We start from the raw sequence: 16,157 nt of genomic DNA, 5'->3' as shown, positions 1-16,157 counted from the left end.
CGGTTTTGGGGGGTTTTGGTGAGTGGGGTTGGACGGTTGGGGGCGGTGTTCGGGCGGTTGGGCGTGGGGATTGGGCGGTTGGCGGCGATATTCGGGCGGTCGCGGGTGGGGATTGGGCGGTTGGAGGCGATGTTCGGGCGATTGTGCGTGGGATTGGGCGGTTGGAGGCAATATACGGGCGGTCGTGCGCAGGATTGGGCGGTTGGAGGCAATATACGGGCGGTAACGGTTGGTTGAAAAAACTTTAGGGATTAATTGGAAATTTCTACGCGTAAGTTGGACACTTCGATGGGGTTTGTTGGACACTTTTTGATTGGTTGGATACTTCCGCGCGTAGAGATTGGGCGGTCGTGCGTTGAGCTTGAGCGACGCATGCGGGAGTATCAACAACTTGAACTTGATGGTTTTCTTTTGACATTTTGATTAAAACCTATTATCTTGAATACAAGATATATTCTTAATTTTATATCGAATTCAATTTATTATTCTAAAGGAATGTTTTACATGACCGATTTGAAAAATAAAGTAGCAGTTGTAACAGGTGGAGCAAGCGGAATTGGATTGGCAACGGTTAAAGCTTTTGCTAAAAAAGGTGCAAAAGCAGTTATTGCTGATTTTAATGTAGAACTTGGTAAAGCGAAAGAAGTAGAATTAAAAGCAGAAGGCTTAGATGTTCTATTCGTTAAAGTGGATGCTGGGAATGAAGAATCTGTGGCTAATCTTGTCTCTGAAACGGTTAAACATTTTGGAAAAATAGATGTAATCGTTAACAATGCTGGAATTGGCGGGATGACAGATACGCATGAACTTACGTATGAAGCATATCAAAAAATCATAAAAGTAAACCAAGATGGTGTGTTTTTCGGGATGAAATATGCGATTCGTGAATTCTTGAAAACAGGCGGCGGTTCTATTATCAATACTGCGTCTATTTTAGGCTCTGTTGGACAAGAGGGTGCTTTCGCTTATGCCGCTTCAAAAGGTGCCGTCAACCAAATGACGAAAGCAGGAGCTCTTGAATACGCAAAGCGTAATATCAGAGTAAACGCTATTGCGCCAGGATTCATCGAGTCAGGACTTGTAAACAAAGAAGCTTTAGGTGAATTCTATGACGGACTTGTTGCCAAGCACCCAGTTGGAAGACTTGGAAACCCTGAAGAAATTGCGCATGCAGTCATCTTCTTGGCTGAAAACGATTTTGTTACAGGTACAACAGTCTTCGTCGACGGCGGATATACTGCGCAATAATGAATGAAAAAAGAAGATACTCTGTAACATTAAGGACAAGTGATTGTCCATGAGGTTAATTAAAATCATGTCTTGTTTATAATGCTGCATATATTATTAACAAAAGCACATCACTCAGATATTTTAGTGGTGTGCTTTTTGTTTTATCAGAGCATAAATATAGTAAATTTAAGGGAAGAATAGCAGTCTCTATTTCATCATCAGTTTACCCCTATTCTGGTTCGGTGGACATTCTCCAACTGCATGAAGTCCAGATGTTTAATCTAACAAATTCACCCGATTGAATAAAAACAAAATGAAGATTAGCTATTTATCCAAATAGCCAATCTCCATCAGATGAAACACTCAGTATTTAAAAAAGCCTTCCCCTGTTTTCCTTCCGAGACGTCCGGCGCGTACATATTTTCTGAGTAAAGGAGCTGGGCGGTATTTGGAATCGTTGGTTTCGTTGTAAAGCGTTTCTACGACAAAAAGCAACGTATCCAGACCAATTAAATCAGCTAGCGCAAGTGGACCGATTGGATGACCCGCTCCAAGCATCAACCCTTTATCAATGTCTTCCGCTGAAGCGATTCCTTCTGACAAGACAAAAATCGCTTCGTTGATCATCGGTGTTAAAATGCGATTTACAGCGAACAATGGTGCTTCTTTTACTGAAATGGCAACTTTATGGAACTCTTCAGCTAGTTCATGAGCGGTTTGAAAGGTTTCATCACTCGTTTGTTCGCCTCTGATGATTTCAACCAATTCCAAAACAGGGACGGGATTGAAGAAATGCATGCCGATAACCTGCTTACTTCGGTTAACTGCACTCGCCATTTCAGTAATGCTTAGCCCAGACGTATTCGAAGCAAAAATGGTCGAAGGCTTACATATTTGATCCAGTTCTTTAAACAGTTCTTTTTTAGGCTCAATCTGTTCAATAATTGCCTCTATGACAAAGTCTACATCTTTAAGGTCATCTATTGAAGTAGTCGGCTGAATGCTGTTTCTAATTTGATCGGCTGCTGATTGTTCTAGTTTCCCTTTTTCTACATTGCGCTTTAACGTTTGTTCGATTCGCTTAATTCCACGGTCAAGACCTTCTGGGTTTTTATCCAACAAAATTACTTCGTGACCTGCTTCCGCTGCTACCTGAGCAATCCCATTGCCCATTGTACCTGCGCCAACTACAGCAATTTTCCTTATCATACTGTCACTCCTTTTGTTACTCTTTTAAAATGTCTTGGTCATCCTGTTGCTTTCATTTAAGAAATTCAGGCTCTGCTAAGCAGGGCGACCCCGTCCTCATACTCCTTAATTAGCAAATCCACAATTTCTTTTGTTGTTTCACGTTTCGTAACGGTTGTTACGCCTTGACCCGCGGACCAAATATCGCGCCAGGCTTTGACGTTAACCAAATGGGTTAAATCTACTTCATCTTTTGGTTTTAGTGTCGCTAGGTCGATTCCTTCTTTTTTGATGCTCGGAATTAGATAATTTGCATGGACGCCGCTAAATGAATCTGAGTAAATGATGTCCTCAATTGTTGAATCGATGACCATTTGTTTGAATTCCTCTTGTGCGCTGCTTTCTTCTGCCGCTAAGAAACGCGTACCCATGTAGGCATAATCTGCCCCCATTAACTGTGCAGCCGCAATGTCTGCGCCTGTTGAGATTGTTCCGGATAATATAATTGTCCCGTTATAAAAACTTTTTACCGCTGCAATAAATGCAAATGGATTTAATGTTCCACCATGGCCCCCTGCACCAGCGCACACTAAAACTAAGCCATCTACTCCTGATTGCGCCGCTTTTTTCGCGTGTTTCACATGTGCCACGTCTGAATAAACGAGACCCCCATAGCCATGAACGACTTCTTTCACTTCCCCTGGATGCCCGAGCGAAGTAATGACAATGGGAGGTTCGTATTTCCGAATTAATTCCAAATCATCCTCATAGCGTGTATTTGTTTTTTTATGGCAAATAAAGTTCACTGCCCAAGGAATATCATTTAACCCTTCCTTCACTTCTTGCAGCCATTCCGCACACTTCTCTATTGGACGTGCATTTAATAGAGGGAATGAGCCAATGACGCCTGCCTTTCCTGCCTCAATCACCATTTTTGGTGTAGAAACTAAAAACATAGGGGCAATAATCACAGGGATTTTAAGCATTTTCAAGCACCACTGCAATGCCTTGTCCGCCGCCTATGCACAGGCTCGCCACAGCATATTTCGCGTTACGCCGTTTTAATTCATAAGCAGCTGACAATAAAATCCTTGTGCCACTTACGCCTACTGGATGTCCCAGTGCAATCGCGCCGCCATTGACATTTGTTTTCGAACGATCGAGTCCCAACTCTTTTTCGACGGCTAGGTATTGTGCTGAAAATGCTTCATTCACTTCCACAATATCCATATCTTCAATGGTCAGATTCGCCCGTTTTAACGCTTGTTTGATGGCGGGAACTGGACCTATCCCCATAATTGTTGGATCCACTCCAACGACTCCCCATGAAACAATACGTGCGATTGGCTTTAATCCATTCGCTTGTACAGCTTTTTCACTGGCGACAACAACGGAAGCCGCGCCGTCATTAATCCCAGAGGCATTTCCGGCTGTTACCGTTCCCTCTTTTTTAAATGCAGGTCGGAGCTTGGCCATTCCGGCACCATCCACATCCGGTCTAATATGCTCATCTTTGTCGACCAACACTGTATTTCTGCGTGTTTTCACTTCAACGGCAATAATTTCCTCAGCAAACAAGCCGTCCTCAACTGCTTTCGCTGCACGTTGATGGGACTCGACGGCAAATGCATCTTGTTCTTCCCTGGATATCGAATACTGTTCAGACAGTTTTTCTGCCGTCATGCCCATACCGCTTCCTGTGTGTTGATCTGTCAATGTCGCTTGTAACATATCTTCAAATTGCAAATTCCCAAGCTTTGAACCACTAAAACGTTGTTCAAAATTGGCGTATGGAGATTGCGACATATTTTCCGCTCCACCTGCTAAAACAATCTCTGCTTCGCCCAATAAAATATGTTGTGCCGCTGTTACTACGGATTGCATACCTGAACCGCATAGTCGGTTTAACGTCAGTGCAGGAACTTCTTCAGGAACGCCCGCTTTTAATCCAATGTGGCGCGCAATATATGCGGCCCCTTTTCCTGTATGAATCACATTGCCATAGATGACATGATCGACTTGTTCAGGTTGCACATTCGAGCGCCTCAATGCTTCAACTGCGGTTGCTGTACCGAGCTCCGTCGCACCTACCTTCGCAAAAGACCCTCCAAACTCTGTAAATGCCGTTCGTGCTCCATCGACGATGTATACATTACTCATATCTCATCTTCCTCTCCCCATAACTCACAATTTCCTGTGAGTTTTATTTCTCCCAATGAATCGACTAGCTCAAGATTTCCTTTATTTATAGTTGCTTTCATGTAATACCTATATCGTTATCCAATCCCGCACTTCATATAGGACCTGACTTACGCCTTGGTCTCAACTTTCGGCCAAAGTGTGTGCTTCAACACTTTTCCGGATGCATTTCTCGGCAGTTCATCCAAAAACTCCACTTCGATTGGCACTTTGTACTTCGCGAGTTGTGTTGCACAGTAGTCAATAACCTGCTTTTCAGTAATCGATTTCCCCTCTTTCATCACTGCAAATGCTTTTGGTACTTCGCCATAAACTTCGTGCGGCACACCGACTACTGCCGCTTCCATCAACTCTTGAATTTGATACAATACTTCTTCCACTTCAACTGGATAGACATTTTCTCCACCGCGATTGATCATATCTTTTTTCCGATCAACGATATATAGGAGTCCATCTTCATCAAATCTTCCTAAGTCGCCCGTGTAAAGCCAGCCATCTTTAATTGCTTGTCGGGTTGCTGCCTCATTTTTCAAATAACCTTTCATGACTTGTGGTCCTTTAACGACAATTTCCCCCACTTGACCAACAGGAAGCGACTTTCCGGTTTCATCAACTACTCTGATTTCAGTTTGTGGAAGTGCCTCGCCTACCGAACCTATTTTTTCAAGTGCAAGATGATCTTTTAATGTCGAAGCGGCTGGTGCATTTTCTGTTTGACCATATAGATTTTGTACTTTGACATTCGGGAAAGTTTCTTTCAGTTTCTTTACTAATTCATAAGGCATCGGAGCGGCACCGTATGCAAATAATCGAAGTGTCGGAAGCTTCACATCATGAATGTGAGGTAAGTTCAAAATGATTGTGTACATTGCCGGTACACCAAAAAACATCGTCGGGCTTGCCCCTTGTAAAAGGTTAAGCGTTTGGACAGTGGAAAATGTTTCTTCGATAATGATTGAACCACCTTTATATGTTACCGGAACAACAAAACAATGACTTGCCGCACAGTGGAATAATGGCGTTGAGACTAGCATTCTATCTCTATCCGATACACCCATTGCTTCTGACCAAATCTCTGCAGTTGCAAGAATGTTTTGATGTGTCAACATGACACCTTTTGGTTTACCTGTTGTGCCCGAAGTGTACATCACAACGGCTGTATCGTTTGCATTTAATTGGACAGGAGAAAATTCAAGGGAGGACTCTTCTAAAATCCCCCCTAGTAGGTCTCCCCCGTCAATTGTTAATTTCTCTTGAAATACGTGTTCTATTTCATTAATGATTTGTTCAATCCTGATATCATAAATGAGTACTTTTGCTTCTGATTGATTGCAAATATATTCCACTTCAGGAGCAGCTAATTTCGTGTTGATGGGCATGACAGAAAATCCACCTAATTGAATACCGAAGTAACATACAAGAAATACATCTGAATTCAGTGAATAAAGCGCAATAATATCGTCCTTTTTATATCCTTTAGATTGAAAGTAAGCGGCTACTCTTTTCACTTTTTCGTAAAATTCGCCATATGTCCATTCGCGCCCGTTATAAAAAGTGAAGACTTTACCCGGTTGATTTTCAGCATAATTTGCTAAAACTTCTGGCATGAACATTTCTTCCCATCCCCTCATTTCAATAATTTAACAATGTAATCTCCAAAGTAGATTTTCAACTCATCTTTCGGGATTCTTCCACTTGGGTTATACCACTGTTGAATCCAGTTCATCGCGCCGAGTATCATCATTCTTACGATGATTGTCTCTGTTGGGTGAAACTCCTTTGAATTGATACCCCTTTCGATGATCCGATCGAATAACTCCGCGTAATCTTTACGAAGTTTTAAAACCTCTTCTAATTGATCCGCGTCGTAGATTTGTCTAGGTTCCAAAATCATATTGAATGTCTCTTTTTCTTCAATTGCATAATCTATATGCATTGCAATCATTCTTCGAAGGACTTCTTCCGCCGACCCTTTTCCACCTAATTCATTTTCAAGTTCAATTGTTGCTTGAGAGAGTACGAAACTATGACATTGATACATCAAGTCGCTTTTATTTTTAAAGTAATAATACAAAGAACCTTTCGTCATCAAAAGCTCTGCTGCAATTTCCTCCATCGTCGCTCTGTCATATCCTCTTTGATTTACAACAGTGATTGCTGTCAATAATATCTGTTCTTTCTTCTTCAATGTTCTTTTCTCAGAGAGCTTCATTTTTCCACCTCTACGTAAGCGTTTTCATTTTGGTAATGGTTTTTTGGATGGTACCTTTTTGGATGGTACCTTCTTGCTATTTTATATTCTATCATTTAAACGTTGTTAAATTAACTGATAATTCTAACCTTATAGTTATTTTAGCAATCTACTAATTAGATTGCAAGTCCTTTTTGAACATTGTTAGAATTTTAAATTGAAGTTCAAATGTGTGTGTAACGGGCGGTTGGAGGCGATATTTGAGCGGTCGCGTGTGGGGATTGGGCGGTTGATGGCGGTATTCGAGCGGTCGTGTGTGGAGATTGAGCGGTCCAAACTGATTTCCGGGCGGTAGCGCGTAGAGATTGAGCGGTCCAAACCCATATTCGGGCGGTCCGATTTCTCGTGGCAATCCTCACTCCAAAGTGCACTTTTCAGTTCTCCTTGTCTCTCTGTTGTTCTACTTTTGTGTAGTGTTGGTACACTTTAGTACCAGCTCAATGTTCTTTTGAATGTACTTCTATAGAAGAAACTCTTATCATTATTTGCGTTTGGGCAGGTATTAAGTAACAGAATAATCTTAAAACGATAAAATATATGTTAATAGTACAAAATTAGAACCTGCTCAACCGCAACAGGTGACGTAATATTCAACCTAAGTTGGTTATACTGAACTATATAAAGTCAGCGAGGGATTCCCCCCCCCACTGATGGGTAATTGAGTCATTCGGGCAGTTATGGGCAGTGGATTCCCTACTGTTGTTTTCATTCCCGAGAATACTAGAAGTGGGGATTGAAGAATAGAATGAACGGAAACTGTGAAATACATCCTCTATGTGGGCACCTTGGATGTATGGAGTTATTGGTGCAACCGGCCTGATTTGAGTTGGACATTATGTTCAATTTAATCGGGTTTTTATTATGATGGGAGGAATGAGTGGTATTAATAAAATCCTAGATAATAAGGTACAAGCGTACAGTACAATTGGTCCCTCTATTGCTATAGAACAGGCAGATGTCGATGGAATTATTCGTGATGAACAGAACCGGATTGCCAATGAAATCCATGATAGTGTCTCGCAAAGGTTGTTTGGTCTGTCTTGTTCCCTGCTCAGTTTGCAGGCGAATGGTCAAAATATGACATCTGATGAGTTGAATGAAGAGTACCAGTTTTTATCACAATCGGTGAATTTGACCATTATAGAACTTCGAGCGGCAATCTTTCGACTCAGTTCCATCAAGAAAGCTGAGGACGACTTTCTTATCCGCCTTAAAAGTTTTTTGGACGAGTACGCACGTCTCGTTGATGTACGGATAGAATACCAAATTACGGGTGACGGGGCGTTTATTTCAGAGGAATTAAAGCAGGCGCTTTATCGGATTATTTCTGAAGCGTGTGGCAATGCGGTTCGTCATGGTGAGTGCACCACCATTGAACTAAGGTTGTTTTTATTGGAAGAGAAAACGGTGTTGGAAATTAAGGATAATGGGATCGGCATTAATGTAGACACGCACGAGAGTCAGCAAGAAAAAGGAATCGGTCTAGCTAATATGAAAGAGAGTGTTCGTTCTTTCTTTGGTACATTTTCGATTGGTGGATTACAAGGCATTGGAACAGAAATTCAAATTGAAATTCCCAATTTAAATATGAAAAATGAGGTCATCGGATAATGCGAATTGTTAGTGTTGACGATCATCCACTGGTTAGAAAAGGGCTAGCGTCGATCCTTTCTTCAGACGATGCAATGGAAGTTGTTGGAGAAGCAACGAATAGCCAAGAGGCGCTTATCCTTTTTCGCACGGCTACGCCTGATTTAGCGATTGTCGATCTTCGATTAGGGAAAGAATTCGGTTTGGATTTGATCGCAGAAGCGAAACAACAAGGCATCACTTGCAAGTTCGTTGTGCTTACTTCATCAATGGATGCGCTCGATTTTGAACGAGCCAAAGAAATAGGTGTCGATGGTTATGTGCTAAAAGAGGCATTCCCCGAGGAACTCCTTCATGCTTTGCGAATTATTGACAAGGGCAGGAAGTATTATGACCCTGGGGTGCTTGACTTTGTTACGAAATCTGAAGTACCTGTTGAGGAAGATGTACATATCGAACAGCTGACTCCAAAGGAAAAGGAAGTCTTGCTTGAACTCGGCATGGGCCATTCCAATAAGCAAATTTCACAGGCATTGTATATCACCGAGTACACTGTAAAAAAACATGTATCCCAGGTCTTGGCGAAGTTGGAGTTGGCTGACAGGACGAATGCCGCGCTGTATGCCAATGTGAAGGGGTTGGTGACTTATCATGCGAATTGAGTGAGTCATCGACTAAAAATTGTCCATACGCATTTTCCATTTGGGCGGTTGATACCGAGATTCGGGCGGTCGAGCGTGGGGATTGGGCGGTTGATGGCGTTATTTGGGCGGTCGTGTGCGGGGATTGGGCGGTTGAAAACGATATTCGAGCGGTCGTGCGTCGGATTTGAGCGGTCCATAACGATATTCGGGCGGTCGTGTGTGGAGATTGGGCGGTTGATAACGATATTCGAGCGGTCGCGCGGAGATTGGGCGGTTGAAACCAATATTCGGGCGGTCATGCGTGGGATTNGCGGTCGTGTGTGGAGATTGGGCGGTTGATAACGATATTCGAGCGGTCGCGCGGAGATTGGGCGGTTGAAACCAATATTCGGGCGGTCATGCGTGGGGTTTGAGCGGTTGATACCGATATTCGGGCGGTTGTGTGTGGAGAATGGGCGGTTGATAACGATATTCGGGCGGTCGCGCGTGGGATTTGAGCGGTTGATACCGATATTCGGGCGGTTGTGTGTGGAGATTGGTCGGTTGATAACAATATTCGAGCGGGCGCGCGTGGTTGGACATTTTTGGGAATTAGTTGGAAACTTTCATGCGTTAGTTGGCTGCTTCGATGGGTTTGTTGGACACTTTTTGATTGGTTCGACATTTCCGCGCGTTGGGTTTGAGCGGTTGGTGGCGATTTCCGGGCGGTTGTATGCGAGATTCGGGCTAGTCTAGCATCATATTCGGGCGGTCATCCGCGGGGTTTGAGCGGTTAAAACCAATATACGGACGGTCGTGTGTGGTTGGACATTTTTAGGGATTAGTTGGAAACTTTCATGCGTTAGTTGGCTGCTTCGATGGGTTTGTTGGACACTTTTTGATTGGTTGGACATTTCCGCGCGTTGGGATTGAGCGGTTGGTGGCGATTTTCGGGCGGTTGTATGCGAGATTCGGGCGGTCATCCGCGGGATTTGGGCGGTCCAATCCATTTTTCGGGCGGTCGCCTCTGCGCCGTCCCCCGCAATTCAACTACAAAAAAATCGCCTACACGGAAAATACGTGTGGACGATTTTAATAGACTATTTAATTGCCTATTTCTCAAAACTCACTAAACCTAACACCATTGCCATCAATCTCACTCAACAGTTGAATCTCTTCTTCTGTCACTGGGACAAACGATTCAAAGTCTTCGTGTTTTTCGACGGTGAAACCTGTTTTTTCGATGACTTCCTCATATGTAACTGTTGGAAATAGGGACAACAACTTCAAACGCTTATCTGTTTCAGAGATTTTGAATACGCCGAGTGGTGTGATGACGGTTTCTGTATTTCCGGCAGCTGTAACGACGTCGAGTTTGTCGACAAGCCCTCGTTTGTCGTGGGTTGTTTTCCACAAGATGCCTCTTTTCACTGTCGGAAGCAATGCTGCACTTCCCGCTCCGCCTGGTAAACGGACTTTTGGTTTATCGAAAGTACCGATGGCGCTTAAGTTTAATCGGCCTTGGCCGTCAATTTGTGCGCCACTTAAAAACGCGACATCCAGTCCACCGCGTGCCGACAAATCGAAAATATCCGAGAGTGGAAAATCGACGATTGCGCCTTCACTTAACGATGCATCCGCTGTCGAAACGCTTGAGTAATTCGAAGGTTTCGCGTCCACGCCGCCTGCGATGCTTAGATAAACGGCGTTTTTAGCGTGCAATCTTTTCGCCAATTGAATGGCGATTGCTGGCATCGGTGAAGCGACACCATGGAAAACGCGCTCCCCGTCATTAATGAGCCGCGCCATGGCCACTGTTATATAATCACCCGTTTGTAAGTTAGACATGCGTGACGGCCCCCTTTGCCTGTTCCAAATAGCTTGCAGGATCTTGTAGATAGCTAGCCACTTCAACTTCATCAATTCCGTAAAACGGTGCACAACTTCCCGGCGCCGCCCCTTTCTCAGCAAGGACAACACTTTCAACAAGGAATCCAGGAATTTGCGGTTTATTTTCCCAACTACTAGAATCAATGATCTTTTCTGCAGTTACAATTACTCTTTTAGCTGCTTTGACCATGATCAAGTCTTCGAACAATGCGCCATTTACATAGGCATTCCCATTTTCATCAGCGATATTGGCATGAATAATGGTGACGTCAGGCTGTAATGCAGGAACGACAGCTGTTTCTTTATTGGTAAATGGACAGGTTACGTAACGTACCAATCCCGTCAATTCGGGTAGCTCGCTTCCTTGAAAGCCATTGATTGGCTGGAAGGGAGCGCCGTAAATGCTTGCCCGAAGACCAGCGATTACACTAGCACAGGCGTGTTCATGAACGGTAATTTCTCCATTTTGAACGCCTTTTCGGTAATTTTGCGCCAGACCGAGCATTTCAAAACCGATATAGCCCGCGTACACCGAACGGATTGATTTTGCCAAAGCAAGTAAATCGATATCGAGTGCACCCGCTGTTTTAATGATTGAAAGGTCTTTTTTCTCCTGCCGAATTAATTCCACAACAAAAGCGAGCGGAGAGCGATGCAATGCATTACCACCGAGTGCTAGAAGCGAGCCATCAGTAATCGAGGCGGCTGCCTCCTGTATAGATAATTGTTTAGACAAATCAAATCCCCCATTTCAATTTCCCTTAAAATGATACGTATAAACTTGGAGCAATTTCTAGCTTCATTCGCTTTTCAATCAACCAATTACAATCCCATCAGGATCCAAAGCATACAATGTATCCAACTCAAGTTTGGTCGGTGCATCAACATACGTCCAATCCTTGCTAATTGCAATTGGGAAACTGCTTTGCTCCTGCACATCGTCTAACGTAAATCCTTTGAACAGTTGCAGTAATGTCATTTTCTTCGTTTCATCGTCAAATCCGTAAATCCCTAGCTGTGTAATGACACGGTATGGGCCTGTATTTGCTGGCAATCCAGCTTTTTCTCTTTCGCCTTTACCTGTTAAGTATCCCGGACTCGTTAGGAAATCGAGTTCAGCAACAAATTTCTTACGGTCTTGTCTCATTAAAATAATTGTCCGTTCACATAACGATGCGATATCCGCTCCTCCGCCTGAACCGGGGAGTCTTACTTTTGGATTTTCCCAGTCACCGATGACGGTTGTGTTTAAGTTTCCATAGGCATCAATCTGTGCCCCGCCTAAGAAACCATAGCGGATCCAGCCTGCTTGCGCTAAACTCATGACGTAATCCATCGAACCTACTGTTACGCCATTTTCATATGTTAATGATTCGCTTACTTGAATCGGTAATCTGCCGGTTGGTTTCCCACCGACACCGCCTCCTTCATAGACGAGTAGAATGTCGGGTGCGTGCGTATTGAGTGCCAGCACGGATGCGAGTAACGGCATCCCTGTTCCAACGAAAACAGCCGTGTCTTTCGGCAATACGCGAGAAGCCGCGATGATCATTTTTTCAGTTTCAGTTGCCATCTTTACCCTCTCCTTTTCGCTACTTTTGGATATGGAGCCAGTTTCTTTTCGATCTTTTTCAATTGATTCACAACACGGACGCCGCCGATTTTCTCCAAGTACTGATAATGATCTTTGCTTCCGTGGACGTATGTTTCCAAGTAATCTGCAACGCCCTCATCTGATACAGATGCGTCGAGCCAGATTTGCCAATGGTCTTCATCGAATGAATACAAGCCTGGAACTTGATTTGGGTGGGAACCGTATGGGGTTTCGACAACCGCATCAACGACGAAATAAGGAATTTTCGTCAATGCCGGATCATTCTGGATGACTTCATCGTGCACGATTTCTTCCGCAGTGATCAAAACGAATTTCGCAGCATGTGCAATTTCGATGTCTTCCGCGATATTGCCGTCTATTTGACAATTTCCGTACCGATCTGCACGGTGGACATGAATGATGGCTACATCCGGATAGCATGCAGGTAAGAGTTCCACGGGTTCATTGGTAAATGGATCGACAATTGTTTTAGAACCGCTGTACTGCAATGTATCTGTTCCAAGAGATGACCTGGTCGGATAAAATGACAGTCCTTTCATCGCAGCTGTGAAACGCCATTGGAATCCTGCATTCGTCGTTTCCGATAAGACTTTAAGGCGTCCCGATTCAACCGCCGCTCTTGCAGGCCTGGCCAATCCGCGCACTTCATCCGCAAATCCGTAAGATACTTCTGCTTTCGTTACGTTGCCTGATGCCGCGAGCAATTGCCAGTCATGCTGGGATCCTTTCGTTCCGATTGTTAGGTCTCCAACTTTTTGGCGAATGATTTCGTGGACCGCCGCAAGTGGGTTACGAACAGAACCCATGCCGCCGAACACGACGTAATCGCCTTGTTTGACACCGCGCGATACCGCCTCTTCAATTGTCGTCAATTTATCTCTTTTCACCATCGATTTATGCTGTTGACGGAAAGCCCTCATTTCGTCTGGGTGCGCCCATCCGTATAACTTGGATGAAGCTGTTTCTTGTGTAGTAGTCATTTTTTATTCCCCCTTATCTTCTATCGACTGCTTTTGCCGAGCGGTCTCCGGCGAATTGAATAAGCTGTACAATGATGATTAAAATGATGACAGTTGCCAGCATGATTTCATTTTCAAAACGATAGTAACCGAAGCGAATCGCTAAGTCTCCGATACCACCTCCACCAATCATCCCGGCCATTGCCGAGTAGCTCAGTAAGCTAATAACTGTGACAGTAAGTCCGGCAATCATCCCGGATCTCGCTTCTGGAAGCAACACATCTTTGATGATCAACCACGCGGATGCACCGGTAGATTCGGCTGCTTCAATGACGCCTTTGTCAATTTCCCGCAAAGACGTTTCTACCAAACGGGCATAGAATGGGATTGCCGCAAAGGTCAGTGAAACACTCGCGGCAGTGGGTCCCATCGTCGTACCGAGAATAAGTTTCGTCACAGGAATCAAAACGACGAGTAGTATAATGAAGGGAATCGATCGAATAATATTGACGATTGTCCCTGCGACACTCTGTAGGACTCGGTTTTGCCAGAACATCCCTTCACTTGTTACAAATAGGCCAACGCCTAAAGGAACACCGATGACGATTGCAAATGCGACAGCAATCCCCATCATCCAAGACGTTTCAAGAAAAGCATTTCCGAAATCAGTTATAATATCAGGCGGCATTTGCGAGCACCTCCAATTGGTTTGTCCGTGATGTAATATAGTCGATTGCGCTCTGTAATTCTGTTGTTTCACCATCGATTTCAATGATGAGCGTTCCAAGCGGACGGTCCTGTATGTACGTTATCTGACCGTGAAGAATATTGATGGCGACGTTGTATTTCTTCAACGTTTCTGCAATGACGCCTTCTTCAGCAGATTCCCCGCGGAACACGATTTGGACGATTGACCCTTTTCGACCCGTTAGCAAGCGATCCGGCAATGTTAAAGAATGGACCGTTTGCACAAATTGCTTTGTTAAAGCTGTTGCTGGATTCGCGAATAGGTCATAGACGTCACCTGTTTCAACGACTTTTCCGTTTTCCATCACTGCGATGCGGTGGCAAATCTGTTGTACGACTGCCATTTCATGCGTGATCAAGACAATCGTAATGCCTAATGTCTGATTGATTTCCTGTAGCAATTCTAAGATGGACGCTGTCGTTGTCGGGTCAAGAGCCGATGTGGCTTCATCACACAGCAACACTTTCGGTTCATTTGCCAGTGCACGTGCAATGCCGACACGTTGTTTTTGTCCGCCCGATAATTGAGCTGGATAGTGTCCCGCACGATCCGTCAAGCCAACCATGTCAAGTAATTCTGCGACGCGTTTCTTGATTTCACTCTTGCTTTTGCCCGCAGCTTTCAATGAAAATGCGACATTATCTGCAACTGTTTTCGAGCTGATCAAGTGGAAATGTTGAAAAATCATGCCAATCTTCACACGTTCTTTCTTTATCTCTCTCTTCGTCAATGAAGTCATTTCTTTTCCGTCGATGAAGATTTGCCCCGCCGTCGGTGCTTCCAACATGTTCAAGCAACGCAACAATGTACTTTTCCCAGCGCCACTGTAGCCAATAATTCCGAAGATTTCACCTTGCTGAATGGTCAAGGTGACATCTTCAACAGCCTTCACGTCTTTATATTGTTTTGTCACATTGACGATTTCAATCATTTAAGTCACTCCTTTTCTGCTTGATAAGGTGGTAGCACATAACCCGCTGCATTTTCTTTCGTGTATTCATAGAACTCGTCGGAATGATACGCTGCTTTCAATGCTTTGGCGAACGGCTTGTCTTCGTCTTCTTTTCGTATCGTCAAGTAAATCAAGTAATCTTCAGATGTTTTCTCCACATCGACCGCTTCTGTTAATTTCAAACCTGATGCAAGTGCAAAGTTACCATTAACGAATGCGAAGTCAGCATCGCCGAGTGACCTTGGTGTTTGCGCCGCATCCAGTGGTTGGATTTTCAAGTTGTATTTATTGGTTGCCACGTCTTTTTCGGAAGCTGTTATCGGATTAACATCCTCAAAGATTGTGATCCAGCCGTATTCTTCCATCATGTTCAAAGATCTTGCCAGGTTTGTCGGGTCGTTTGGCAACGTCACCGTCATGCCTTCTTTCACATCCTCAAGAGCTGTATGTTGGTCGGAATAAATTGCAATTGGAGCAGTCGGAACGCCATATGCAGGAACGAGGTCCATGTCATGGGATTCATTGAAATTCACTAAATAGTTTCGATTTTGGAATAAGTTCGCGTCGATATTTCCTTCATTCAGCGCATTGTTCGGCTGGATATAATCATTGAACTCGACAATCTCAACTTCGAAGCCGTCTTTTTCAAGTATAGGAATAATCCCTTCCTTCAATTGATCACTATAAGGACCCGCTGTTGCGCCGATCTTAATCTTCTTTTCATCATCCGCAGATGCAGACCCGCAACCCGCCAATACCAGTACGCTAATTGCAATTAGCAATAAATTTCTAAACACTTTTTTCATCTTCTATTCCTCCTAAATTTCTATATTATATACAAAAAAGGCCTCTAGCACTTCGCAAAATTGTCTTAAACAATCTCGAATGTCAAGAGGCCTCCGGTTGTCCGGT

Annotated in this window: 18 protein-coding genes and 1 riboswitch; of the genes, 6 read left to right on the top strand and 12 right to left on the bottom strand. The window is 44.0% G+C overall.

Features of this window, described 5'->3' with window-relative positions; all coding sequences use genetic code 11:
* Positions 1–5: 5 nt before the first annotated feature.
* Together AC25Y5_RS11870 and AC25Y5_RS11865 are read left to right on the top strand one after the other, a co-directional pair.
* On the top strand, positions 6–248 hold the full coding sequence (locus AC25Y5_RS11870) for a hypothetical protein (RefSeq protein WP_488140482.1): 243 nt from the start codon (positions 6–8) through the stop codon (positions 246–248).
* 256 nt (positions 249–504) lie between these two features.
* A complete protein-coding gene (locus AC25Y5_RS11865; RefSeq protein WP_488140481.1) occupies positions 505–1,248 on the top strand; it encodes an SDR family NAD(P)-dependent oxidoreductase in 744 nt (247 codons plus the stop codon).
* A gap of 345 nt (positions 1,249–1,593) precedes the next feature.
* Here the strand turns inward: AC25Y5_RS11865 and AC25Y5_RS11860 are convergent, their stop codons facing one another.
* From AC25Y5_RS11860 to AC25Y5_RS11840, 5 genes are all read right to left on the bottom strand, one after another.
* Entirely contained in the window at positions 1,594–2,439 is an 846-nt protein-coding gene (locus AC25Y5_RS11860) for a 3-hydroxybutyryl-CoA dehydrogenase (RefSeq protein WP_488140480.1), read from the bottom strand.
* A gap of 65 nt (positions 2,440–2,504) precedes the next feature.
* Positions 2,505–3,404 (bottom strand): NAD(P)H-dependent flavin oxidoreductase, encoded by a 900-nt coding sequence (locus AC25Y5_RS11855; protein WP_488140479.1) that lies wholly within the window; start codon positions 3,402–3,404, stop codon positions 2,505–2,507.
* Positions 3,397–4,578 (bottom strand): acetyl-CoA C-acetyltransferase, encoded by a 1,182-nt coding sequence (locus tag AC25Y5_RS11850; RefSeq protein ID WP_488140478.1) that lies wholly within the window; start codon positions 4,576–4,578, stop codon positions 3,397–3,399. Before AC25Y5_RS11850 ends, AC25Y5_RS11855 begins: the two co-directional genes overlap by 8 nt.
* Before the next feature lie 149 nt (positions 4,579–4,727).
* Positions 4,728–6,230 carry a class I adenylate-forming enzyme family protein gene (locus AC25Y5_RS11845; RefSeq protein ID WP_488140477.1) on the bottom strand — a complete coding sequence of 501 codons (1,503 nt, stop codon included), beginning with the start codon at positions 6,228–6,230 and terminating at the stop codon, positions 4,728–4,730.
* Between the two features lie 14 nt (positions 6,231–6,244).
* The gene (locus tag AC25Y5_RS11840) at positions 6,245–6,829 is read right to left on the bottom strand and encodes a TetR/AcrR family transcriptional regulator (RefSeq protein ID WP_488140476.1); all 585 of its coding nucleotides are present in this window, start codon (positions 6,827–6,829) and stop codon (positions 6,245–6,247) included.
* Positions 6,830–7,610: 781 nt separating this feature from the next.
* A riboswitch (cyclic di-GMP riboswitch) is annotated at positions 7,611–7,691 on the top strand.
* Positions 7,692–7,741: 50 nt separating this feature from the next.
* On the opposite strand from AC25Y5_RS11840, the gene AC25Y5_RS11835 reads away from it, so the two are divergent.
* The 4 genes from AC25Y5_RS11835 to AC25Y5_RS11820 all read left to right on the top strand — a co-directional run bounded on the left by AC25Y5_RS11835 (position 7,742) and on the right by AC25Y5_RS11820 (position 10,177).
* On the top strand, positions 7,742–8,479 hold the full coding sequence (locus AC25Y5_RS11835) for a sensor histidine kinase (protein ID WP_488140475.1): 738 nt from the start codon (positions 7,742–7,744) through the stop codon (positions 8,477–8,479).
* The gene (locus AC25Y5_RS11830) at positions 8,479–9,120 is read left to right on the top strand and encodes a response regulator (RefSeq protein WP_488140474.1); all 642 of its coding nucleotides are present in this window, start codon (positions 8,479–8,481) and stop codon (positions 9,118–9,120) included. Before AC25Y5_RS11835 ends, AC25Y5_RS11830 begins: the two co-directional genes overlap by 1 nt.
* Before the next feature lie 399 nt (positions 9,121–9,519).
* Complete coding sequence (locus AC25Y5_RS11825; RefSeq protein WP_488140473.1) at positions 9,520–9,837, top strand: hypothetical protein; 318 nt, start codon at positions 9,520–9,522, stop codon at positions 9,835–9,837.
* Between the two features lie 142 nt (positions 9,838–9,979).
* Positions 9,980–10,177, top strand: a complete 198-nt coding sequence (locus AC25Y5_RS11820) for a hypothetical protein (protein WP_488140472.1) — start codon at positions 9,980–9,982, stop codon at positions 10,175–10,177.
* A 23-nt stretch (positions 10,178–10,200) separates the two neighbouring features.
* On the opposite strand, the gene AC25Y5_RS11815 is transcribed toward AC25Y5_RS11820, so the two are convergent.
* The 7 genes from AC25Y5_RS11815 to AC25Y5_RS11785 form a co-directional block, all read right to left on the bottom strand.
* A complete protein-coding gene (locus AC25Y5_RS11815) occupies positions 10,201–10,929 on the bottom strand; it encodes a CoA-transferase subunit beta (protein WP_488140471.1) in 729 nt (242 codons plus the stop codon).
* Positions 10,922–11,707 (bottom strand): CoA transferase subunit A, encoded by a 786-nt coding sequence (locus AC25Y5_RS11810; protein WP_488140470.1) that lies wholly within the window; start codon positions 11,705–11,707, stop codon positions 10,922–10,924. Before AC25Y5_RS11810 ends, AC25Y5_RS11815 begins: the two co-directional genes overlap by 8 nt.
* Before the next feature lie 78 nt (positions 11,708–11,785).
* Entirely contained in the window at positions 11,786–12,544 is a 759-nt protein-coding gene (locus tag AC25Y5_RS11805; protein WP_482104157.1) for a CoA-transferase subunit beta, read from the bottom strand.
* 2 nt (positions 12,545–12,546) lie between these two features.
* Positions 12,547–13,566 (bottom strand): CoA transferase subunit A, encoded by a 1,020-nt coding sequence (locus AC25Y5_RS11800; RefSeq protein WP_488140469.1) that lies wholly within the window; start codon positions 13,564–13,566, stop codon positions 12,547–12,549.
* 13 nt (positions 13,567–13,579) lie between these two features.
* Positions 13,580–14,233: a methionine ABC transporter permease gene (locus AC25Y5_RS11795; RefSeq protein WP_488140468.1), complete on the bottom strand. Its 654-nt coding sequence runs from the start codon at positions 14,231–14,233 to the stop codon at positions 13,580–13,582.
* Positions 14,223–15,224, bottom strand: coding sequence for a methionine ABC transporter ATP-binding protein (locus AC25Y5_RS11790; RefSeq protein ID WP_488140467.1), 1,002 nt, complete (start codon positions 15,222–15,224; stop codon positions 14,223–14,225). The genes AC25Y5_RS11795 and AC25Y5_RS11790 overlap by 11 nt, the downstream gene beginning before the upstream one ends.
* Before the next feature lie 5 nt (positions 15,225–15,229).
* Positions 15,230–16,051, bottom strand: a complete 822-nt coding sequence (locus tag AC25Y5_RS11785) for a MetQ/NlpA family ABC transporter substrate-binding protein (RefSeq protein ID WP_488140466.1) — start codon at positions 16,049–16,051, stop codon at positions 15,230–15,232.
* Positions 16,052–16,157 lie beyond the last annotated feature (106 nt).

The sequence above is a fragment of the Sporosarcina sp. Y1011 genome, from assembly GCF_057669885.1.
Note: the sequence above shows the minus strand (reverse complement) of the source record. Positions and strands in the feature narration are given on the sequence as shown.